Below are 21,717 nucleotides of genomic sequence, written 5' to 3' on the forward strand. Positions count from 1 at the left end.
CCAGGCATTTATGTATCCGACTATCCTCGACCGCTTCCGGGCCCACCTCTACCGCATCGGGACGGTGTCGATCATCCTCAAGACGGCGGTACAGGCGCGGCTGATCGCCACCAATCCCGCCGAAGGGGTGCGGCTGCCGCGTGATCGGTCCCGCGACGTCGAGCCGGTCACGATTAGCCGGGAGGACTGCTTCGGCCTGCTTATGCCTGACACGCCCGGCCCTGGTCGGTGCGCCGAGGGGTGCTGGCGACCAGATCGGTTGAGATTCGGGACCGGCGCCGAGGTTCCTACCGCCTCCTTGATCGATGCGGGCTTGATCGCCCGCACTAGCCTCGCGGCATGGTTCCCCGGGCCTATCCAGGCGTGCCCCTTTCGGGGCTGGTGGCGTCTCTGTTGATCCTGTTGGTCGGTGCCTTCTCCGACCTGGGGCCGCCCCCGCCCGCCGGGGAGCTGCTTGACGGCACCGTGATAGCCGTCGAACGGGACAGCAGCGGCCAGCCGATGATGGCGCTCGTGCAGGTTGACACTGGAAGCGGTCCGGCCATCTGCGGCATCGATCGCACGGCGTTCGCCGGCCAGCGACTCCCGGCACCGCACACGGAGCTGACCGTCGATTACCAGCCCGTGGGCTGCGCGCTCCCCCCGGTGTCGCGGCAACTACCCCGCTGGGTGATCCTCACGTTCGGCGGTGTCGGCGCAGCACTCATGGCGCTGTGGCTTCGGGTGGGGCGCTGAGGATGGGAGGCGCTCACCCGCACAGCGGCCGAGGCAGCACGTCAACGACGCTGAACCGTTAACGCACAACCGGCTCACGGCGCTGCCGGGATACGCGGCCTGGTGACGATTCGCTGACTCCCGCGATCGAGCCGTCTGCCGGGGCCGAGCCCGGGACGCCGAAGAAGGCCTGGGACCTGCGTCCCAGCGGTCAGCCCGGAAAGGGACGACCCCTGTCGGGGGGATGCGGTTTCAAGCTGTCAGCGGCTGTCAGCTGGTGCCCGTTCGCGTCAACTAGCAGGTGGCAGACGTCGTCGGTCGGCGTTCCGTACCGCCCGCATCGACGCTGGCGCTGCCTTGCTGCCTCGCCACCTGACGAGTCGCCACTACAGCAGCCGACATGGCCGATACTGCATTGAAGTTCCTCACGACGGAGGCACGCGCAGATGGATCTCGCCCAGCTCAAGACCGCGCTGGACCGGAGAGGCGTGTCGGCCCGGCGGTACAGCCTAAGCGGCGGGTTACCGAACGGCGGGTTTGGCGTCGATCACGACGGCATTGGCTGGACCGTGTATTACAGCGAGCGCGGCCAGCGGTGCTACGTCATAGAGAGTTACCGCTCCGAGCACGATGCTTGCCGCCGGCTGTGGAACTTGATCACAGACGGGGCGCCTCTCCCCGAAGATCCCCGACAAGCGCCCTAACGACCGCCCGGCCTGAACCTGCGGCAAGTCGATACCTGCTGACTACTCGCTTACTGGTTCTGGGCGCTCTGTCCGGCCTCGTCCACGCATGTGTCTGACGTCGGGCGTTGATCCGTCGCCGGCTGGCTTTGGCTCTCACCGTCCGCCCTGTTGCTGTCACCGTTGTTGTCGGCAGCAACCCGGTGCCATGCGGCGCTACTCGTACACGACAGCCGCCGCGAGCGCCCGGGCGAAGAACGTCCAGTCGCCCTCGACAGGAAGCTCCTGTTCGAAGTTGCCGTACCAGCCTGGCGCGGCGGTGATCCACGCGCACAGTGCGTCGAGGAACCGCTCCAGTGTCTGGTTCTCCCAATCCGCGCCGGAGCGAATGAAGTCATCGCGGAGGGCTGCGACGAAAGCAGCAAGCTCTTCCCGGGTTCTCACTTGGTTTGCAGGGTGCGGCGGCAGACTCCAAGCCATGGCCGGAACGGTACTTGCGTTGTGCCGTCACCGGCCCACCGGCATGTCCGGCAACCTGCGCAAGCGCTTGGCGCCGGCGGTGGCTGGTGATCACCGCTGGTCCGCCTTCGACGGCCTAGCGACGGCCTGGACCTGATCCTCGTCCACCCCTTGGCCCTCAGGCAACCAACACGGAACGCGGACCTGCTGCTGAACCCGGGCTGACCCGTCGGAAGGGTCCTCCGAGGTCCACGCTCGTCCGTCAGCGTCCGGCCCGGTCGTCACCCAGTTAGTCACTCACGAGTCGCGAAGTCGACTTTGCTTCCTCACCTCTGCCGCGCAACTGAGCAACGCCCTAGCCAGCGCCTCCGCCCGTTCCGCCGACAACCACAACGAGCCGTGTGGCACGTCGTCATCGGGACCGGCCAACCCTTCCGTCAGGGTCTCCGCCGGCACTTCCACGTCAAGCCGAACGAAGTGATGCCCTCTGCTGTAGTCGACGAAGGCCTCCAGGTACCGGTCATCATCGAACGTCACCGCCGTATGCTGCCATGGCACCGACGCCTACCTGGCCCCTCAGCCTCGACCGCTTCGTCCCGAAAGTATGATCAGTCGTCGATGAGCTGGGCGAGCAGCCGGGGCCACCTGCCGGAGCAGTCCACCACCGTCCGTGGGCGTCTGGCGGCGACCGCCCCGGTCGTCACCGAGTTGGTCACCCAGCCCGCGGTTGGTTCGCCAGCGGGAACCCGGCTCGGCGTGGTGGAGCTTTGGGCTGGCCTGCGATCATCGCCCTATGGCGTACAACGTGTATGAGCGCTACACCCAGCTCATGCGCACCAGCTCGCTCGACTTGTGGAGACGTCTCCGGGTTCTCCTGGCAGAGCAAGGCATCGACCCTCACGATTCAGTTCTGGTGAACCTCTTCCCCGACGGGGGCAACGACGAGTTCGGCCAGATCATCTCGCAAGAGGATCAGGTTTACTGCTTCTCGCTTGCCTACGACAGGGAGCAGAAGGACGGGGCGGAACACGCCGTTATAAGGAACTGGACGGAGATCACGGACGGCTGGCAAAGGCGGTCCCTAGCCATCGAGACAGCCGATGCCTTCATCTGGCGGGTTCCCCGACGGCCAACCGATCTTTCGCTTTGACGCAGAGAGCGACCAGTCAGCCATCCGTCTGCCCTCGACCCGCCCTCCTGGGGTGCGGGCTGCACACTGACGCTGGCGAGCCGGACCCCCGCACGCTCGTGTTCCGGGACCGGGTCGGCCGTCCGCTGCGGCGGTCGAACTTCCGGCGTCGGCTGCCTTCGCTGATGCGGGCCGGTCTGCTCGGTCAGGTGGTCAACACCGGGCCGCATCGCTACGGGCGGTCTGGCCAGACCGGGAGGGCGTCGAGTGGTCGGCGGAGTTCACCACCGAGCGCGAGGCGGTCGCCTGCGTGGCGGCCAAGGCTGCCGGCGGGATGCGGTTCCACGATCTGCGGCACGCCTACGCCACCTGGCTGGTCACCGACGGCGTGCCGATCAACCTGGTGCAGCGGGTCATGGGCCACGAGCAGGCGTCAACGACGCTGAATCGTTATACACACACGCCGGACGACTACGCCGCCCGCGTCCTGGCTGCCTTCGAGAGCTCTGCTGCCTCCCTGCTGCCTCGGGCTGGGAAATCGTCCTCCGATGGGGCCTTCGACGGGATGGGAGACGACCTGTGACCTGGGCCGCAACGATCAGCCCGGAAAGGGACGACCCCCGTCGGGGGGAGACGGGGGTCGTCGGGAGGTTCGGCTCCGGGGGGGTCGAGCCGAACCAACTCAGCGGTTACGGGGGGTGCAACCGCCGAGGGTCTGCGTCTGTCCGAGATATGAGCACTCGTCGTGCCGACAAGTCTGCCTGAGCGGACCTGTTACGTCGAGTGGTGCGCACTCCACTCGCTGCGAATTTGTTTTCGCAGAGTGTGATCGCGATCACTGCGAGCGGAGGTGTCCGGGTCGGCCCGCTGGTGCGGGGATCACCGGACCCCGGGCACCCGCCGACCATAGACCATCCGGCTAGACTTTCGCGCCGTGGGCCGAGGTGCCGCTTTTTTCGATCTGGACAAGACCGTCATCGCCAAGTCGAGCGCCCTGGCGTTCGGCCGTCCGTTCTACCGGGACGGGTTGATCACACGGCGTGACGTGGTCAAGTCGGCGTACGCGCAGCTGATGTTCCGGCTGGGCGGCACCGACGAGCAGACCATGGCCCGTACCCGGGACTACCTGGCCACCCTCTGCAAGGGCTGGCCCGTGGAGCAGGTCCGCCAGATCGTCGCGGAGACGCTGCACGAGTTGATCAACCCGTACGTGTACGCCGAGGCGGCCGCCCTCATCGAGGAGCACCAGGCGGCCGGCCGGGACGTGGTCCTGGTCTCCGCGTCGGGCGAGGAGATGGTCCGCCCGATCGGCGAGCTGCTCGGGATCACCGACGTGATCGCCACCCGGATGACGGTGGAGGACGGCCGGTACAGCGGCGAGGTGGAGTTCTACGCCGCTGGGCCGAGCAAGGTCGAGGCCGTGAGCCAGCTCGCCAAGGAGCGGGGCTACGACCTCGCCGACTCGTACGCCTACTCCGACTCGTACACCGACCGCCCGTTGCTGGAGTGCGTCGGTCACCCGACCGTCGTGAACCCGGACCGGCAGCTGCGCAAGATCGCCGCCGAGAACGCCTGGCCGGTCCTGGAGTTCCGGCACCCGATCCCGCTGGGCCGGCGGCTGCGCGAGCGTCCGGCCGTGCCGGTGGCCGCGGCCGCGCTCAGCGTCGGCGTCGGGGTCGCGATCGGCATCGCCTGGTACGGCCGGCACCGGCGCACCCGGGCCACCTCGACCACCGCCTGACCGTTCGATCGAGGTTTACCTCTGCGTCGTGGCGGGCACCGGACAGGTGCGGCCCACGACGGGGAGGAACGATGACCACACCGGACCGGCGTCCCGGCCCCTACAGCCCCCGCACCATGTGGGTCCTGGCCCTCTCGGGCATCGCCATCAGCCTGATGCTCGTGGTGTTCGGCCTCACCGGCTTCAGCTCCCGGCCGGTCGTCCCCCTCGTCATCGGGCTCGTGGCGACGGCGTTCTTCCTGCTGATGATCCCGCTGGCCCGACGCCGAGGTCGGATGTGAGCCGGGTCAGGACGCCGCGGCCAGGACCTCGTCGCCGATCCGGGTGAGCTGGTCCGCCCCCGCCTCGACCGCCGTCATGTAGTGCCGCAGCCAGGACCTGAGACCGTCCGGGGTGCCGGTCGCGAAGGCTCCGGCGGAGCCCACGTACTCGGGCTCCCGCTCGTGGTGCCCGACGTCCACGGCGAGCAGGCCGCGCGGATCGGTGCCGCTGGCCAGCAGCACGAGCCGCGCCGCGCCGCGCGCCACCACGCCGGACGGGCCGGCGAACGGTCGCAGCGCCAGCAGCTCGCCGTGCACCACGGCCGCGAGCACCATCGGGGAGACCGCGGTGCCGCCGGCCACCAGCGCCGCCAGGCCGTCCAGCCGGGCGCCGACCACCGGGTCGGCCGCGGGCCGTCCGAGTTCCGATTCGGGTACGACGTCGCGTGCCGCGAGCACGTGCAGTTTCGCGAGGGCCTGCCGGGGCGCCTTCGGCCAGAGTTCGGTGAGCCCGGGCAGCGCGCCCGCGACCCGCAGCGCGCCCTGGACCACCGGGTCGGTGACGGTGCCGGCGCGCACCGCCTCGCGCTCGTACGCGTACCCCTCGAGCGCGGCGCTGGCCACCGCGGACCGGAGGCTGACCTCGGCCGCGACCTGGCCGCCGTGGCGGCGCAGCGCGCGGTGCCGCAGCGCCTCGTCGAACCGCTCGCGGGCCCGCTGGGTGGCGGGGGCGACGTCGGCGAGCGCGAGCAGCGGGGCGAGCGGGTCCGTGGTCACCTCGTCCACGCTAGCGACCCCGGGGACGGCGTCAGCCGCCAACCGTCCCCGAACGCGACGGGCACCATACAGCTGGGCGCGCGGTGGGGGCCGTTGGGCGCGGTGCGGCCGGGCGGCGGTCGCCACGGTTGGGCGGCGGGACTAACCTCTTGCGCAGCGAGACCCAGGTCACCCCGAGCGACGAGGAGCACGGATGAGCGAGGCATTGGCCAACTTGCTGAATGAGACGCGCCAGTTCCCGCCGCCGGCCGAACTCGCCGCCGACGCCAACGTGAAGGCCGACGCCTACGACGAGGCGGCGGCCGACCGGTTGGCCTTCTGGGAGCGGCAGGCCGGGCGGCTGAGCTGGTCGCAGCAGTGGGACCAGGTGGTGGACTGGTCGAACCCGCCGTTCGCGAAGTGGTTCGTGGGTGGCCGGCTCAACGTGGCGTACAACTGCCTGGACCGGCACGTGGAGGCCGGCCGGGGCGACAAGGTGGCGATCCACTGGGAGGGCGAGCCGGGCGACACCCGGACCCTCACCTACGCCGATCTGCACAAGCTGACCTGCCAGGCGGCAAACGCGCTCACCGAGCTGGGCGTCGGGGCCGGCGACCGGGTGGCGATCTACCTGCCGATGATCCCGGAGGCCGCGGCCGCGATGCTGGCCTGCGCCCGGATCGGCGCCACGCACAGCGTCGTGTTCGGCGGCTTCTCCGCGGACGCGCTGACCAACCGCATCCAGGACGCCTCCGCCAAGGTGGTCATCACGGCCGACGGCGGCTACCGGCGCGGCAAGCCGTCGGCGCTCAAGCCGACGGTGGACGAGGCGGTGGCGAAGTGCCCGTCGGTGGAGCACGTGCTCGTGGTCCGCCGCACCGGCGAGGACGTAGCGTGGTCCGGGAAGGACCACTGGTGGCACGAGACGGTCGAGACCGCCTCGCCGGAGCACACCGCGGAGTCGTTCGACGCCGAGCACCCGCTCTTCATCCTCTACACGAGCGGCACCACGGCCCGGCCGAAGGGCATCCTGCACACCACGGGTGGCTACCTGACCCAGACGTCGTACACCACGCACGCGGTCTTCGACCTGAAGCCGGACACCGACGTCTACTGGTGCACGGCCGACATCGGCTGGGTGACCGGGCACTCCTACATCGTCTACGGGCCGCTCTCCAACGGCGCGACCCAGGTGATGTACGAGGGCACGCCGGACACGCCGCACAGGGGCCGGTTCTGGGAGATCGTCGACAAGTACAAGGTGACGATCCTCTACACGGCGCCGACCCTCATCCGCACGATGATGAAGTGGGGCGAGGACATCCCCGCCGGCTACGACCTCTCCTCGCTGCGGCTGCTGGGCAGCGTCGGCGAGCCGATCAACCCGGAGGCGTGGATCTGGTACCGGCAGAACGTCGGCCGGGGCGTGCTGCCCGTCGTGGACACTTGGTGGCAGACGGAGACCGGCTCCATCATGATCTCCCCGCTGCCGGGGGTCACCGAGGCCAAGCCGGGCAGCGCCATGACACCGCTGCCGGGCATCGTGGCCGACGTGGTGGACGACCAGGGCCGGTCGGTGCCCAACGGTGGCGGCGGCTACCTGGTGCTCACGAAGCCGTGGCCGTCGATGCTGCGCACCATCTGGGGCGACGACAACCGGTTCCTCGAGACGTACTGGTCGCGTTTCGGCGCGGGCGCCAACAGCGGCGCGGACTGGGTCTACTTCGCCGGTGACGGCGCCAAGAAGGACGACGACGGGCACATCTGGCTGCTGGGCCGGGTGGACGACGTGATGCTGGTGTCCGGGCACAACATCTCCACCACCGAGGTGGAGTCGGCGCTGGTCTCCCACCCGTCGGTGGCGGAGGCAGCCGTGGTCGGCGCGACCGACCCGACCACCGGTCAGGCGATCGTGGCCTTCGCCATCCCCCGGGGCAGCGCCGAGACGGGCGGCGACGCGGGCGAGCAGCTCATCGCCGATCTGCGCAACCACGTGGCGAAGACGCTCGGCCCGATCGCCAAGCCGCGGCAGATCATGCTCGTGCCGGAGCTGCCGAAGACCCGCTCGGGCAAGATCATGCGGCGGCTGCTGCGGGACGTCGCCGAGCACCGGTCGCTGGGCGACGTCACGACGCTCCAGGACTCCTCGGTGATGGACCTGATCGCGACCGGGATGAGCGGGGGCAAGTCGGACGAGGACTGACCCCGGACGTACGCCGTGGAGGGGGGTGGCCCGCGGGGCCGCCACCCTCCGTCATGTCTTACGCCCCGCATCGGCGCACGACACGCGCTGTCACATCGGTCGGTCGGAGGACTGCGGAGAAGCTGAACGGATACAGGAACGCGCCGACCCCTGTCGCTCCGGCCCCCTCGTGATTTAGGTTCACGCCGGCCGCGACACTTCGACGCACGTCGCACACGTAGACGCCTACTCGTCGCGCTGCCCGCCATCGCTCTCGCCGCCACATCACTGACCGTGACGGGCAGCGCCTCGGCGGCCGAGACCTCCGCCGCCCCTCGGGCAGTGATCGGCCCCGACGAGTACTACATCAACTACGCCGAGCCGGAGGTGCAGCCGGACACGGCCGGCCGCGAGGTCAAGGGCAGGGACGGCGTGTACGCCCCGGCCCTCGACGCGGCCCGCGCGTTCGACCGCAAGCACGCCGGCGGCAACCCGGTCACGGCCCGGGAGCTGGCCAAGGTCGAGGCCAAGTCGCTCAAGACCGGCAAGAACCCGCGCAAGATCAAGCAGGCGCCGAGCACGCAGACGGCGAAGCTGCTCACCCTGCTGGTCGAGTTCAACGACCAGGCCAACGACGACTTCACCAACGTCAGGGTGCCGAAGACGGTGTTCGAGGACCGCACCTGCGTCTTCGGCACGGTGCAGAACGGGCCGAAGCACAACAACATCCCGAACCCGGCCAAGCTGGGGTACGAGGACAACAACTCGATGTGGGTGCCGGACTTCTCGCCGGCGCACTACGACAAGATGCTCTACACCAAGACCGGCATCACCGAGCGGGTGCGCAAGGACCTGAAGGTCCGGACGGCAAGCGCGGCATCGACCTGTCCGGCCGCACCATGCACAACATGTACTGGAGATGTCGAAGGGCGCGTACACGGTGGACGGGCAGGCCAGCCCGTGGATCACCGTGCCGCACTCGGAGGCCTGGTACGCGGCGAACCGCTGCTTCCAGGACCAGAACGGCAACTGGGTCGCCGGCCGTGAGCAGTCGATGAACGGCCACCCGGACAACCCGGACGGTGCCGGGCGGCTCGCCACCGACGCGATCGCCACGCTGGCCGCCAGCGACCCGGACTTCCCGTGGGCCGACTACGACATCGAGGACCAGGCCGACCGCGACGGTGACGGCAACGTCTTCGAGCCGGACGGAGTGATCGACCACCTCGTGCTGGTGCACGCCGGCAAGGGCAAGTCGAGCGGCGGTGGCGCGCAGGGCGTCTACGCCGTGTGGGCGCACTCCTCATCGATTCCGGACGGCTACACGATCCCGGGCACCAACCTCCAGGTGTCGAACTACATCGTGCAGCCGGAGGACGCCGGCGTCGGCGTCTTCGCCCACGAGTTCGGCCACGACCTCGGCCTGCCGGACCTCTACGACACCTCCGGTAACGCCGACTCGGACGTGGACTTCTGGGACCTGATGGCCTCGGGTTCGCACTCCGGCGAGATCTTCCAGGCGCTGCCGACGCACATGGGCATCTGGGACAAGTGGGTGCTCGGCTGGGCCGACCCGCTCACCGTGGCCCCCGGATCCCGGCCACGCTACGCGGAACTCGGGCAGACCTCGCGTACCCCGGTCGGCACCGAGGACGGCATCAAGGTCGACCTGCCCGACAAGGTCACCACGCTGGCCACGCCGCACAGCGGCGCGAACATGTGGCACAGCGGCAACGACCAGGAATGGGCCGACGTCAAACTGACCCGTTCGGTCCAGGTCCCGGCCGCGGCCGACGCGAAGTTCTGGATGTGGAACAACTACGTCATCGAGGCGGACTGGGACTACGGCTTCGTCGAGGTCTCGACCGACGGCGGCGCCACCTGGACCGAGCAGAAGGTGTACGACGAGGCCGGCACCGCGGTCTCCACGCCGGACAACTACCCGGACCCGAACGGCCGGATGCACGACTTCGGGGACAAGAAGTACGGCCTGACCGGCAGCACCGACGGCTGGGGCACGACTACGTCGACCTGTCGCCGTACGCCGGGACGACCATCCAGGTCCGGCTGCGGTATGCCACCGACGAGGCCTTCGAGGAGCGGGACTGGTTCGCCGACGACCTCTCGGTCACCGGCGGTGGCGCCACCACCTGGAGCGACGACGTCGAGAACGGCGCCAACGGCTGGACGGCCACCCGCGGCACCTTCCGGGACACGACGGGTGAGGGCTGGTACATCGACAGCGGCACGATGATCCAGGCGCACTACTACCTGGCCGAGTGGCGCAACTTCGACGGTTTCGACGAGGGCCTGAAGTACGCCTACGACACGGTCTACTCGCGCGACGCGTGGAAGGTCGACCGGATCGCGTACAACGCCCCGGGCATGCTGGTCTGGTACCGGGACACCGCGCTCGGCGACTCCAACCAGGTGACCGCTCAGCTAACCGCGCTGCCCAGCTACGGCGCGAAGGGCGGGTTGCTCATCGTGGACTCGCACTTCGACCCGCTGCGTCGCAAGGGTGCGGCGGCTGTGAAGGACCCGTCGGTGACGGACAACCTGCCCAGCCGTCCGCAGTCGTCGAACGCGGCGTTCTCGCTGACGCCGACGTACCCCTTCCAGGAGTGCCTGGAGGCGGCGGGCGAGCCGTACAGCGCGTACTGCACGAAGTTCGGCTCGCAGCAGCCGGTGAAGGCGTTCACCGACGCCAAGGGCTGGTACCCGGGCATCGAGATGCGCGACGGGGCACCGTACGCGCGGGACAGCGACGCCTCGGTGGTCCTGCCGTCGCGGAACAACGCGCCGTACACCACCCGGGTGACCTACCCGAACGGAAAGCCGGCGCCGGAGTTCTACGGCGTGACCCTAGACGATGGCGCCATCACGCTGGGCACCGGCAACCCCGGTGACATGCGCGTGAACTACGGCGTGTCGATCAAGATCGAGAAGGCCGCGAAGGACAACTCGGCCGCCTGGGTCTACGTGACTCCGGCGAAGCGGTGACCTGACCGTTCCCGTCGCGGCCCGTCCGGAGCGCATCGCTCCGGGCGGGCCGCTCGCCGTTCCGCCCTCCGGCGATCCTCGTACGCCCGCCTGCACCGTCGCGTGTGACATATCCGCAGATGCCGGCGCTTTCTTCCGGGGCACCCATAATCACCGTCACTATTGGTGATCTTGATCAAAACGTAATCTTAACAGTTGCCTAAGGCTACGGATGAAAGGCCCGGATTTATCCGGGCAAAGGGTTTCCAAGCGCCGAGTGGTCTCTCGCGATTGCCCCGTGACAAGTGCTCACACCTCTGTAAGGGTGAGTGACGCATCTCATGACAGTCGGTGCCAGTGTGCACTCTGTCGTGTAACAGATCCACAGAGGAGGGACCCTTTGAGGAGACGAGTCACAGCCGGCCTGGCGACCGCCGCGGCCGCGCTGCTGGCGGCGGGAGTCGTGGCGACGCCGGCCTCCGGCGCCCCGGCGGCGAACCCGACCCCCTCATCCGACAAGGCGCACGGCCGGGACAACCTCCCCGACCAGAAGGCGGATCAGCAGCGGGAGATCCGCAAGCAGGCCATCGCCGACCTGCTCTCCGGCAAGGCCAAGCTGGAAACCCGCCACGGTTCCAAGGTCATCAAGGTCAAGGACCGGTTCGTCGAGTACCAGCAGCCGCCGAAGGTCGACCCGATCTTCACGATGCTGATCAACTTTGGCGACAAGACCCAGCCGAACACCGGCGGGACGGCCGGCCCGGTGGCCGGGCAGATCCCGGAGCCGGACCGGAACTGGGACGGCGACGCCACCGACGACAACAGCACCTCGTGGTCGCCGAAGTACGACCGCCAGCACTACCTGGACATGTTCTACGGTGAGGGCGAGTCGTTCCGCGACTTCTACCTGAAGCAGTCCGGCGGCCGCTACACCGTCGGCGGGGACGTCAGCGACTGGGTCACCGTGCCGTACAACGAGGCGCGGTACGGCTCGAACGCCATCCCGGAGGACGACGGCTCCTGGAACTTCATCAAGGACAGCGCCACCTCCTGGTACGACGCCCAGGTCAAGGCCGGCAAGACCCCGGACCAGATCAAGGACTACCTCAAGCAGTTCGACATCTGGGACCGGTACGACTTCGACGGCGACGGCGACTTCAACGAGCCCGACGGCTACATCGACCACTTCCAGGCGGTGCACGCCGGTGTGGGCGAGGAGGCCGGCGGCGGCGCCCAGGGCGAGGACGCCATCTGGTCACACCGCTGGGGCGCGTTCACCAACCTGGTGGGCAAGGCCGGCCCGGCCGGCAACCTGGCCGGCGGTGTGCAGATCGGCGACACCGGCCTCTGGATCCGTGACTACACGACGGAGCCGGAGAACGGCGGCCTGGGCGTGTTCGCCCACGAGTACGGCCACGACCTCGGCCTGCCGGACCTCTACGACACGGCCGGCGGCGACAACGGCGTCGGCTTCTGGAGCCTCATGTCCTCCGGGTCGTGGCTGAGCCACGGTAAGGACGACATCGGGTCGACCCCCGGCTACATGGACCCGTGGTCGAAGCTCTTCCTCGGCTGGCTGAACCACTCCACGGTCGAGTACGGCAAGGGCACCAGCCAGGTGACGCTCGGCCCGGCGGGTGACAGCGACGGGCCGAAGGCCCAGGCGGTGGTCGTGAACCTGCCGCCGCAGACCCAGACCACGAAGTACAACACGCCGTTCGGCGGGGCGAACGAGTGGTGGGGCGGCAGCGCGGACAACCTGAACAGCACGCTGACCCGCACCCTGGACCTGACCGGCGCGACCTCCGCGTCGATCACTTCCAAGCTGCAGTACGAGACCGAAGAGGACTACGACTACCTCTACGCCGAGGTGTCCACCGACGGTGGCGCCACCTGGAAGGCGCTCACCAACTCGCTGCACGACACGCTCCCGGACGGCAGCATCCAGACCGGCATCGACGGCTCCAGCGACGGCGCCTGGGTCGACTCGACCTACGACCTGTCGGCGTACGCCGGAAAGACCGTCACATTCCGGTACCGCTACGCCAGCGACCTCGGCGTGCACTACGCCGGTCCGTTCCTGGACAACATCACGCTGACCAAGAACGGCGCCGTGGCGTGGACCGACGACGCCGAGACCCTGGCCGCCGAGTGGACCGCGAAGGGCTTCACCCGGACCGGCGGCACGGTGACCGACGAGTACCCCCGCTTCTACATCGCCGAGAACCGGACCTACTTCGGCTACGACGACACGCTGCGGACCGGTGGGTACAACTTCGGCTACGGCAACACCCGGCCGAACTTCGTGGACCGGTTCGCGAACCAGCCCGGCATGCTGGTCTGGTACGTGAACTACGCCTACGGCGACAACAACACGTCCGAGCACCCGGGCTACGGCCTCGATCTGCCGGTCGACGTCCGCCCGGGTCCGATCACCGTTCCGGGCCAGGGCACCATCACCAACCGGCGCAACCCGTACGACGCCACGTTCAGCCTGATGCAGAAGCCCGCGCAGGTCTTCCGCCTCAACGGCGTGGCCGTCACCGTGCCGAAGCTGAAGGCCACCCCGGTCTTCGACGACAGCGTGGTGGACCGTTACTGGTCGCCGGAGAACGAGCAGAACTCGGTGAAGGTGGGCGGCACCGGCACCCGCATCGAGATCGTGAAGCAGGGCACGAAGCCGACCGACGACATGGTCGTGCGGGTCAGCAACTGATCCATCGATCAATATCGGGGCCGGTGGCGGAAACGCCGCCGGCCCCTTTTTCGTACCCTCGATCAAGCTGATCGAAAGGCGTCAGTGCACGTGCGCGCAGAGCCCACTCGCCCCGATCAGCTGACCTGCGAGCACGCCTGTCGTGTTACGGACAGCGACGCGGTAAACAAAATCTTGCAACAAATCGACGCATGCATCTTCCCACCCGTCCCACCAGTGTCTATGTTCACCAGTGGTCCCCCCTGTGGGATCGATCTTTCGCCGGTCCACCCCCGTAGGACCGGTTCCTTCTTCACCGGAGGTACCACGTGCGCAAAGTCGCAGTGGGTCTGCTCGGGCTCTCACTGACGGCGACGGGTCTCGTCTACGGCCCGTCCGCCTCGGCGGCGCCCCGGCCCAATCTGCCGGCAGCTGCTCCTACCGCCGCCGAACCCCAGGCAGCCAAGGACGAACTCCCCGACAAGCTCGAGGACAAGCGCCGCGAGCTGCGTCAGCAGGGCCTGGCCGACGTGCTGACCGGCCGCAGCAAGCCCATGGAGGTCAACGGAAGCACGGTCGTCAAGGTCGACGAGACGAACGGCACCGGCACCAACGCCCGCACCAGCGGCGGGCAGCAGGAGAGGCGACACAAGTACGTCGAGCTCAAGCGCGAGCGCACCGACAAGATCTTCGTGATCCTGGCGGAGTTCGGCGACCAGCGCCACCCCGACTTCCCGGACAAGGACATGAACCCGGACATCGCCGGGCCGACCACCTTCGACGGGCCGCTGCACAACCAGATCCCGCAGCCCAACCGGGCCGTCGACAACTCGACCGTCTGGCAGCCGGACTACAACCCGGAGCACTTCCGCCAGTTGTACTTCGGCACCAACCCCGGCGACGAGTCGCTGAAGCAGTACTACGAGGCGCAGTCCTCGGGCCGCTACACGGTCGACGGCATGGTCACCGACTGGGTCAAGGTCCCCTACAACGAGGCCCGCTACGGCCGCTCGGACGACCCGATCCCGGACCCGGAACCGGGCCATGAGCCGGACCCGCGCGACGACCGGGCCGTCTGCGGCGACAACGTCTGCTCGAACACCTGGGACCTCATCCGCGACGCCATCAACGTCTGGTACGCGGACCAGAAGGCCAAGGGTCGCACCGAGGAGCAGATCGCCGCGGACCTGAAGTCGTACGACACCTGGGACCGGTTCGACTACGACGGCGACGCCAACTTCAACGAGCCGGACGGCTACATCGACCACTTCCAGATCGTCCACTCCGGCGGCGACCAGGCCGACGGTGACCCGCACCAGGGCGAGGACGCCATCTGGAGCCACCGCTGGTCGGCGTTCAACAGCTCGCCGGTCGGCCCGCCGAACCTCCCGATCGGCGGCACCCAGATCGGCAACACCGGTCTCTGGGTCCGCGACTACACGATCCAGCCGGAGAACGGCGGCCGCAGCGTCTTCTACCACGAGTACGCCCACGACCTCGGCCTGCCGGACGACTACGGCCCCGCCGACAACAACAACGAGCACTGGACCCTCATGGCCCAGAGCCGGCTCAGCGGCAAGAACGACGCCGGCATCGGCGAGCGCGGCGGTGACCTCGGCGCGTGGAACAAGCTCCAGCTCGGCTGGCTCGACTACGAGATCGTCAACGCGGGCCAGAAGCGGACCATCGAGCTGGGCCCGCAGGAGTACAACTCGAAGGACGCGCAGGCCGCCGTGGTGGTGCTGCCCAAACGGGAGTACACCTTCGACTACGGCGCGCCGTTCGAGGGCTCGAAGCAGTACTTCTCCGGTAACGACGACAACCTCAACAACACCATGACGAGGGAGTTCGATCTCACCGGCAAGTCCTCGGCGGCGCTCTCCCTCAAGGGGAAGTACAGCATCGAGCAGGGGTTCGACTACCTCTACTTCGAGGCCTCGAGCGACGGCGGGCAGACCTGGGCCCCCCTGGACGGCACCGTCGACGGCCGACCGATGGGCCGGGACCACGACGGCCGGCCAGCCCTCGACGGCAGCACCGACGGTGCGTGGGTGGACATCAACCTTCCGCTGAACTCGGTCGCCGGCAAGGTCGCGCAGATCCGCCTGCGCTACACGACCGACCTGGGCGTGTCCGAGGGCGGCTTCTTCGGTGACGCGATCACCGTGACCGCCGACGGCCAGCCGGTGCTCAGCGACGGCGCCGAAACCGACGCCGGCTGGGCGCTCGACGGCTTCAGCGTCGTGGGCGCGACCTACACCCGGGAGTTCGACAACTTCTACATCGCCGGCAACCGGTCGTACGTCTCGTACGACAAGTACCTGAAGACCGGCCCGTACTTCTTCGGCTACGCGAACACCCGCCCCGACTGGGTGGACCACTACGCGTACCAGGAGGGCCTGCTCATCTCGTACTGGAACACCCGCTGGGCGGACAACAACACGGTCGCCCACCCGGGCGAGGGCCGGAACCTGTACATCGACGCGCACCCGCGCCCGATCTACAACCTCTCCGGCCAGCCGTGGCGTGCCCGGGTCCAGGTGTACGACGCGCCGTTCAGCCTCAAGAAGGCCGACTCGTTCACCCTGCACCTGAACAGCCAGGCGAGCTACATCCGGGGCCAGGACGCCCAGCCGCTGTTCGACGACACCAAGAAGTACTTCTACGAGGACCTGCCGAACCACGGCGTCAAGCTCCCCGCGACCGGTGTCAAGATCAAGGTGCTGGAGCAGAACGGCACCGCCATGAAGATCCGCATTTCCTGATCCGGCAACGGTGACGACGGCGGCGCCCGGGATGTCCCGGGCGCCGCTGCCGTTTCCGGCCCACCGATCCGCGCGCCCGCGGAACCGCGGGCTCCGCGGGACCGTCCAAGGAGCGTGTCGATGCCTCCACGCGCCGTTCTCGCGCTCCTCCCCGTGCTGGCGCTGACCGCCTGCGGCGGCGCCGGCGACGGTGGCGTTTCCACGCTGCCGGCCACCAACGCCGCCCCGGCCGTGACCGCCACACTCCCGGCCACGGCCCCGGCCACCCCACCGCCGACGGGCACGAGCGGTCCGCCTCCGTCGACGGCCACCCGTACCCCCGCCCGGCCGCTGCCCACCACCGCGCTGCCGACCATGCGCCCGCCGCTCGCCAAGCCGAGCCCACCCACCGACCTGCAACCACGTCACGTGAGCGGGTTCGTGACCCGGGGCGGCAGCGGACCCTGCTACGGGCTGGTGGCCGAGGACGGCACCGAGTACGCGCTGCACGGCCCGGACGTCGGCGAGCTGCGCACCGGAGCGTTCGTCACGCTCCGGGTCACCACGCTCCAGGCGCGCATCGACTGCGGGTCGGGCACACCCATGAGCATCGTCTCCGACTGACCCGACCACGCTCGGTCTGCCGACCGTCGGTTCGCCCCCACCCGGCGGACAGCCGACACCACCGCGGAGGGGCCGGGTCCTAGGCTGGGGCAATGACCGACCAGTACGGCGGACCCGTCGACGAGTCCTGCGTCCTCACCGAGGGGCCCTGGACGCACCGGTTCGTCGGCGCCAACGGCAGCCGGTTCCACGTGGTCGAGGCGGGCGCCGGCCCGATGGTGCTCTTCCTGCACGGCTTCCCCGAGCACTGGTGGGCGTGGCACGAGCTGCTGCCGGCCGTCGCCGACGCCGGATTCCGGGCCGTCGCGGTCGACCTGCGCGGTTACGGCGCCAGCGACAAGCCGCCACGGGGGTACGACGGCTACACGCTCGCTGCCGACATCGCCGGGTTGATCCGCGCCCTGGGCGAACGCTCCGCCACCCTGGTCGGCAGCGGCGCCGGCGGCATGATCGCGTGGACGGTCGCGTCCTTCCACCCGCAGCTCGTACGCCGGCTCGTGGTGCTCGGCGCACCGCACCCGCTGCGGTTGCGCGCCGCCATCGTCGCCGACCCGCGCGGGCAGTTCGCCGCCTCCACCCCCGCGTTGAAGTTCCAGCTGCCCCGGTACGAGCACGTGCTCACCCGCGACGGCGGGGCCGTCGTGGAGGAGCTGCTGCGGCGCTGGGGCGGGCCCGACTGGGTGGCCGGCCCGCGCTTCGCCGAGTACGCCCTGCGGTGCCGGGAGGCCATGCGGATTCCCCAGGCCGCGTTCTGCGCGCTGGAGGGCTACCGGTGGGCGTTCCGGTCGGCGCTCCGGCTGCACGGTTACCGTTTCGTGAAGCTGATGCAGAAGCCGCTGGTCACCCCGACCCTGCAACTGCACGGCGCGCTCGACGTCGCCGCCCTGCCCCGCACCGCCCAGGGCTCCGGCCGGTACGTCGTCGCCCCGTACGAGTGGCGGCTCCTCGACGGTGTGGGCCACTTCCCGCACGTCGAGGCGCCCGAGGTGGTGCTCGGCGAGGTCCTGCGCTGGGCGAAGACCTGAGCGGCCGTCCGCTGCCTCAGACGCGCCGTTCGCGCAGGTCGGTGACCTCGGCAGCGGGTGCCCACCCCTGGTAGACGCCGAAGTCGAACGCCTCCAGCCGCAACGCCTGGGCCACCGGCCACCGCCCGCCCGTGTACTCCACCCGCAGCCAGCCGTCGTGCTCGCCGAGCACGATGAACGGCTGCCCCTGCCAGGTGCAGGTGGTGCGCACGTACGCGAGGTCCTCGACCTCAGCCGCCGGCAGCACCCGCACGTACCGCCCGGGCCGGACCTCCTCGAAGCCCTCGCCCGGTTCCGGCTGGTAGAGGCGGACCTCGTCGCCGTCCGGGCTGGCCTGGTACTCCCGGCCGCGCCAGCGGGCCACGTAGCCGTCGCGGATCACGGGGCCTCCACCTCCCGCCAGCGCGTCGTGTCGGCGTCCAGGACGGCGACGACCCGTTCGGTGCCGTCCACACCGATCCGCCAGAGCTGCGCGCCGTGGGGCAACCGGGCGCTGTCCACCTTGAACTCCGCCACGACATCGCTGCTCTCGCCCGGCGCGAAGCCGTTGCCGCGGAACGGCGATCGTTCGATGACCCACCCCTCCATGGCCCGCATGGCCGCCTCGTTCTGCCCCCCGTACGGGATGCGGTAGAGGCTCGGTCGGTACGCCGGCCAGCGCAGGACGTAGATCTCGTCGGCGTCGCGGGAGAAGGGCGAGCCGGGGTGATTCAGCCCCAGGGCGTCGTACAACTGGGCCGGGGTGTTGAGGTGGTTGAGCTCGTTGGCGCGGTGGACGAAGCCCGAGACCCGGTCGTAGCCGCGCTCCAGGTAGTAGGCGAGTTGGCTGGGCGCCACCGCCTTCTGCATGACGACGGGCCGGGTCGGGTCGGCGGGTCGGGGCGTGGGGCGGGGACGCTCGGCCGGCTCGGCCGGGGCGGGCGACTCCTCCGTCTCCGCGTCGTCGCCGAGGCCCACCTCGGCCGCCCAGTTCGCGAGCCCCACGATCTGCTCGCCGGGCAGCTTCGCGCCCACGGGGGTGCCGGGATTCACCGCGAAGGACCACGTCGTGTCCGGCCAGCGCCGGATGAGCTGGACGAACCGGACCTGCACCGTCTCGATGTCACCGTCGGCGTGGTCGGCCAACCGCTCCGGTGAGGTGTAGACGACGACGAAGGTCTCCCCGTCGAGTTCCTCGGTACGCCACACGAACCCCGGGTCGCCCGGCCGGCTGCCGGGCGCCGACGCGGCCGCCACGGGCAGCAGCACCCGGGCGAGCAGCAGCGTCGAGAGGAAGGTGTCGGTGCTGCGCGCGCCGGCCGCGCCGAGCAGGTCCTCCTCGACCACGTTGGCCGGCTGGAAGTCCGCCGCCGGATCCTCCGGGCGGACCCCGGCCTCGGGGCCGCTGCCGGCTCTGGCGGTCCAGGCGCCCGTGGCACCGGCCACGCCGGGCGTCCCGGTCTCCGTGCCGGCCACCCAGGAGCCGGCCGCGCCAGGCGTCCCGGTCCCCGTGCCGGCCACCCAGGAGCCGGCGGCACCGGCCGTCGGGGTCTCCGTGCCGCCGGCCACCGGAGCGTCCGCGCCGCAGGCCGCCCGGTCATCGGTGGTGTCGGCCGCGTGCGGCTCGGCGGCTGCCGCCGGCTCGGCGGGCGTGCCGTCGTCGCCGCCGGAGGACGGCTCGAAGAAGTTGGCCGCCGGTCCCCCGGGAACGGTCGACCCGTCCGGCATGTCGGCGGTGTCTCGCGTCCGGCTCGATCGCGGCGTCCAGAGATCGGTCGCGTCGCTCGCCGTCTCCGCGCCGCGCCCAGCACCGGTGGATCCGGCCGGGGCGTCGCCGGCGGTGGCCGTGCCACCCGCTCCGGAGCCGCCCCACGGATCGGCGCCGGCCGGTGCTCCCCCGGCGTCGGTCGCACCGCCCGCCCGCAGGTCACGCCACGGATCCGCGCCGGGCTCCGCGGCCGCGCCGCCCGCGCGCAGGTCACGCCACCGATCCGCGCCGGCGTCGGTGGTCGCGCCACCCGCGGGATCGCCCCAGGAATCCGCGCCGGCACGTCCGTTTCCGGGCGGGGCATCGGCCGCCGTGGGCTCCGCGCCGAACCGGCCGGATGTCGCTGCGCCGAACCTGCCGGGCGCCGCGGACCCCGCCGCGCCGAGCGGGCCGGGTGCGGGCGCGTCCTCCGCCGGGTCGGTGAGGTCCCGCGACTCGACGATGGTGCCCTCGATGACGATGGGCGTGAAGCCTCGGCGGGGCGCCGGCGGCGCGGACACCGGCTCCGCGATGGACGGTGGCAGCTCCTCGACGGGATCCAGGTCCTCGGCTCGCGTACGGCGATCGCCAAGCGGCGGCTGGGTCGTGTCGGCAGCCGCGCCGGGACCGGGTGAACCGCCCGACGAGCCGGTCAGACCGAACGGGCGCGTGGGCTCGTCGGCATCGGGGGTGGGACGACGTCTCGGCAGCGGTTGCGTGGTCTCCGCGCCGGAAGCCGGGAACGCGCCCGGCCACGCGTCGTCGACCGGCGGCCGCGGCGCGGGAGTGGGCTCCCGGTCGGGCGCGAAGAACGCCTGCGTCGGCTCGGAGTCCTGACCCCGCCGCGGGAACGGCTGGCCGCTCCGACCGAACCGGGAGGGCGGCGTGGCCCGGTCGGCCGGCCGCAGCGGTGACCGGAAGGACGCCCCGCGCCCGGACGCCGGTTCGAAGAACGAGCGGCGGGCGGGGTCGCCGGACTCACCCGCGGCACGGGACGCGTCGCCTCCGGCCATCGTCCTGCCGTTTCCGGTGGTGGCCCGCGCCGCGTCCTCGCTCGCCCCGGTACGGACCGACGACGGCCGCCCGGTGGTGGGCCCGGGCCCGACGCGCGGCGCGTCCGGCGGGGCGAACGGTGGCGGCGGGGACCAGCCGGGACGCCCCTGCTCCGCGCCGGCGGCCCGGCCGAGGTCGTTCGGGTCACGCCCGGCGGCCGGGCGGGCCGGGTCGGCGGGCGGCGGCGGCCAGCCGCTCGGCGTCGCCTCGCCGGGCCAGCGGTTCGGGTTGCTCTGGCCGGGGCGGAGCGGCAGCGCGGCCGGCGCCGGAGCGGGCGCCGGCACCCGGGACGCCGGGCCGGTCGCGTCGGGCGCGAGCGGCGTCTTGGCGGCGGGGTCGACACCGTGGAACGGGGCCCGGCCGGACAGCCCGGCCGCCGGCGGGCCGGTCTCCGGGCGGCCGGCGGCCGGCGACGCGTCTCGACCGGCTCCGCTGGCGCGAGCGCGGGCCAGCGACTCGGCACGTTCCAGGCGGGCGCGCGCGCCCAGCGTGCGACCGGGCAGCCGCACGTCGCCTCGGGAGAGCTGAGCCACGAACCAGGCCGGCAGGTAGCCCTCGACGGGCAGGCCCGGGTTGACGGCGAGCCACCACTCAGGATTCGGCCAGGCGGCGGCGAGGTCGGCGTAGGGGAGGCGGCGGTTGCTGCCCGCGTGCTCGCCGAGGCACGTCCGCAGCGCGGTGGCGGAGGTGAACGCGAGCACGTGGGTGCGGCCGCCGCTCGTCCAGGTGCCCCATCCGGCGGGCGCCTGCGCGGTGGCCTGCGTGACCGGGAGAAGGAGGTCGGTGCGGGCCAGGATGCGGAAGTATCGCTCCTGGTCCTGGGCGCGTAATGCGTCCCGCATCGCCGCCTCGGCCTCCGTGGCCGGCTCCCATTCGGTCACGGCCACCTCTCCTCCCGAGAACAGGCCACAGGCATCGCCTACAACCTACAAGGTAGTAACAAG

The 21,717-nt window shown here is 70.5% G+C and carries 17 protein-coding genes and 2 pseudogenes; 14 read left to right on the forward strand and 5 right to left on the reverse strand.

Translation table 11 applies throughout. The features are described 5' to 3' along the window. The first annotated feature begins 339 nt into the window (after positions 1 to 339). The gene (locus ACSNOA_RS00565) at positions 340 to 735 is read left to right on the forward strand and encodes a hypothetical protein (protein WP_436655091.1); all 396 of its coding nucleotides are present in this window, start codon (positions 340 to 342) and stop codon (positions 733 to 735) included. An 878-nt stretch (positions 736 to 1,613) separates the two neighbouring features. On the opposite strand, the gene ACSNOA_RS00570 is transcribed toward ACSNOA_RS00565, so the two are convergent. After that, on the reverse strand, positions 1,614 to 1,877 hold the full coding sequence (locus ACSNOA_RS00570; RefSeq protein WP_436655093.1) for a DUF7660 family protein: 264 nt from the start codon (positions 1,875 to 1,877) through the stop codon (positions 1,614 to 1,616). 276 nt (positions 1,878 to 2,153) lie between these two features. Next, complete coding sequence (locus ACSNOA_RS00575) at positions 2,154 to 2,393, reverse strand: hypothetical protein (RefSeq protein WP_436655095.1); 240 nt, start codon at positions 2,391 to 2,393, stop codon at positions 2,154 to 2,156. Positions 2,394 to 2,649: 256 nt separating this feature from the next. Here ACSNOA_RS00575 and ACSNOA_RS00580 point away from each other — a divergent pair, with 256 nt between their 5' ends. The 4 genes from ACSNOA_RS00580 to ACSNOA_RS00595 all read left to right on the forward strand — a co-directional run bounded on the left by ACSNOA_RS00580 (position 2,650) and on the right by ACSNOA_RS00595 (position 5,007). Next, positions 2,650 to 3,006, forward strand: coding sequence for a hypothetical protein (locus tag ACSNOA_RS00580; RefSeq protein ID WP_436655097.1), 357 nt, complete (start codon positions 2,650 to 2,652; stop codon positions 3,004 to 3,006). 289 nt (positions 3,007 to 3,295) lie between these two features. After that, entirely contained in the window at positions 3,296 to 3,568 is a 273-nt protein-coding gene (locus tag ACSNOA_RS00585) for a tyrosine-type recombinase/integrase (protein ID WP_436655099.1), read from the forward strand. Positions 3,569 to 3,919: 351 nt separating this feature from the next. Next, a complete protein-coding gene (locus tag ACSNOA_RS00590) occupies positions 3,920 to 4,726 on the forward strand; it encodes an HAD family hydrolase (protein ID WP_436655102.1) in 807 nt (268 codons plus the stop codon). Between the two features lie 71 nt (positions 4,727 to 4,797). Further along, positions 4,798 to 5,007: a hypothetical protein gene (locus ACSNOA_RS00595; RefSeq protein WP_436655104.1), complete on the forward strand. Its 210-nt coding sequence runs from the start codon at positions 4,798 to 4,800 to the stop codon at positions 5,005 to 5,007. Positions 5,008 to 5,013: 6 nt separating this feature from the next. Here the strand turns inward: ACSNOA_RS00595 and ACSNOA_RS00600 are convergent, their stop codons facing one another. Further along, complete coding sequence (locus ACSNOA_RS00600; protein ID WP_436655106.1) at positions 5,014 to 5,763, reverse strand: oxidoreductase; 750 nt, start codon at positions 5,761 to 5,763, stop codon at positions 5,014 to 5,016. A gap of 193 nt (positions 5,764 to 5,956) precedes the next feature. On the opposite strand from ACSNOA_RS00600, the gene acs reads away from it, so the two are divergent. From acs to ACSNOA_RS00645, 9 genes and pseudogenes are all read left to right on the forward strand, one after another. Beyond that, positions 5,957 to 7,945, forward strand: coding sequence for an acetate--CoA ligase (gene acs, locus ACSNOA_RS00605; protein WP_436655108.1), 1,989 nt, complete (start codon positions 5,957 to 5,959; stop codon positions 7,943 to 7,945). A gap of 273 nt (positions 7,946 to 8,218) precedes the next feature. After that, a complete protein-coding gene (locus ACSNOA_RS00610; RefSeq protein ID WP_436655110.1) occupies positions 8,219 to 8,971 on the forward strand; it encodes a hypothetical protein in 753 nt (250 codons plus the stop codon). Further along, positions 8,895 to 9,848: pseudogene (locus ACSNOA_RS00615) on the forward strand (M6 family metalloprotease domain-containing protein); the annotation flags it as partial. The gene ACSNOA_RS00610 and the pseudogene ACSNOA_RS00615, both read left to right, overlap by 77 nt. Beyond that, positions 9,734 to 10,057 (forward strand): annotated as a pseudogene (locus ACSNOA_RS00620) (hypothetical protein); the annotation flags it as partial. The pseudogenes ACSNOA_RS00615 and ACSNOA_RS00620, both read left to right, overlap by 115 nt. Positions 10,058 to 10,174: 117 nt before the next feature. Beyond that, the gene (locus ACSNOA_RS00625; RefSeq protein ID WP_436656158.1) at positions 10,175 to 10,927 is read left to right on the forward strand and encodes a hypothetical protein; all 753 of its coding nucleotides are present in this window, start codon (positions 10,175 to 10,177) and stop codon (positions 10,925 to 10,927) included. A gap of 379 nt (positions 10,928 to 11,306) precedes the next feature. Beyond that, positions 11,307 to 13,622: an immune inhibitor A domain-containing protein gene (locus tag ACSNOA_RS00630; protein WP_436655112.1), complete on the forward strand. Its 2,316-nt coding sequence runs from the start codon at positions 11,307 to 11,309 to the stop codon at positions 13,620 to 13,622. Between the two features lie 323 nt (positions 13,623 to 13,945). After that, a complete protein-coding gene (locus ACSNOA_RS00635) occupies positions 13,946 to 16,366 on the forward strand; it encodes an immune inhibitor A domain-containing protein (protein ID WP_436656160.1) in 2,421 nt (806 codons plus the stop codon). Between the two features lie 120 nt (positions 16,367 to 16,486). Further along, positions 16,487 to 16,969, forward strand: a complete 483-nt coding sequence (locus ACSNOA_RS00640; RefSeq protein ID WP_436655114.1) for a hypothetical protein — start codon at positions 16,487 to 16,489, stop codon at positions 16,967 to 16,969. Positions 16,970 to 17,061: 92 nt separating this feature from the next. Next, positions 17,062 to 17,994, forward strand: a complete 933-nt coding sequence (locus ACSNOA_RS00645; protein WP_436655116.1) for an alpha/beta fold hydrolase — start codon at positions 17,062 to 17,064, stop codon at positions 17,992 to 17,994. Between the two features lie 16 nt (positions 17,995 to 18,010). Here ACSNOA_RS00645 and ACSNOA_RS00650 read toward each other — a convergent pair whose 3' ends face one another. Together ACSNOA_RS00650 and ACSNOA_RS00655 are read right to left on the reverse strand one after the other, a co-directional pair. Continuing rightward, positions 18,011 to 18,376, reverse strand: a complete 366-nt coding sequence (locus ACSNOA_RS00650) for a hypothetical protein (protein ID WP_436655118.1) — start codon at positions 18,374 to 18,376, stop codon at positions 18,011 to 18,013. Further along, positions 18,373 to 21,654, reverse strand: coding sequence for an SseB family protein (locus tag ACSNOA_RS00655; RefSeq protein ID WP_436655120.1), 3,282 nt, complete (start codon positions 21,652 to 21,654; stop codon positions 18,373 to 18,375). Before ACSNOA_RS00655 ends, ACSNOA_RS00650 begins: the two co-directional genes overlap by 4 nt. Positions 21,655 to 21,717 lie beyond the last annotated feature (63 nt).

It is taken from the genome of Micromonospora sp. URMC 103, from assembly GCF_051386435.1.
Classification (GTDB): Bacteria; Actinomycetota; Actinomycetes; order Mycobacteriales; family Micromonosporaceae; genus Micromonospora.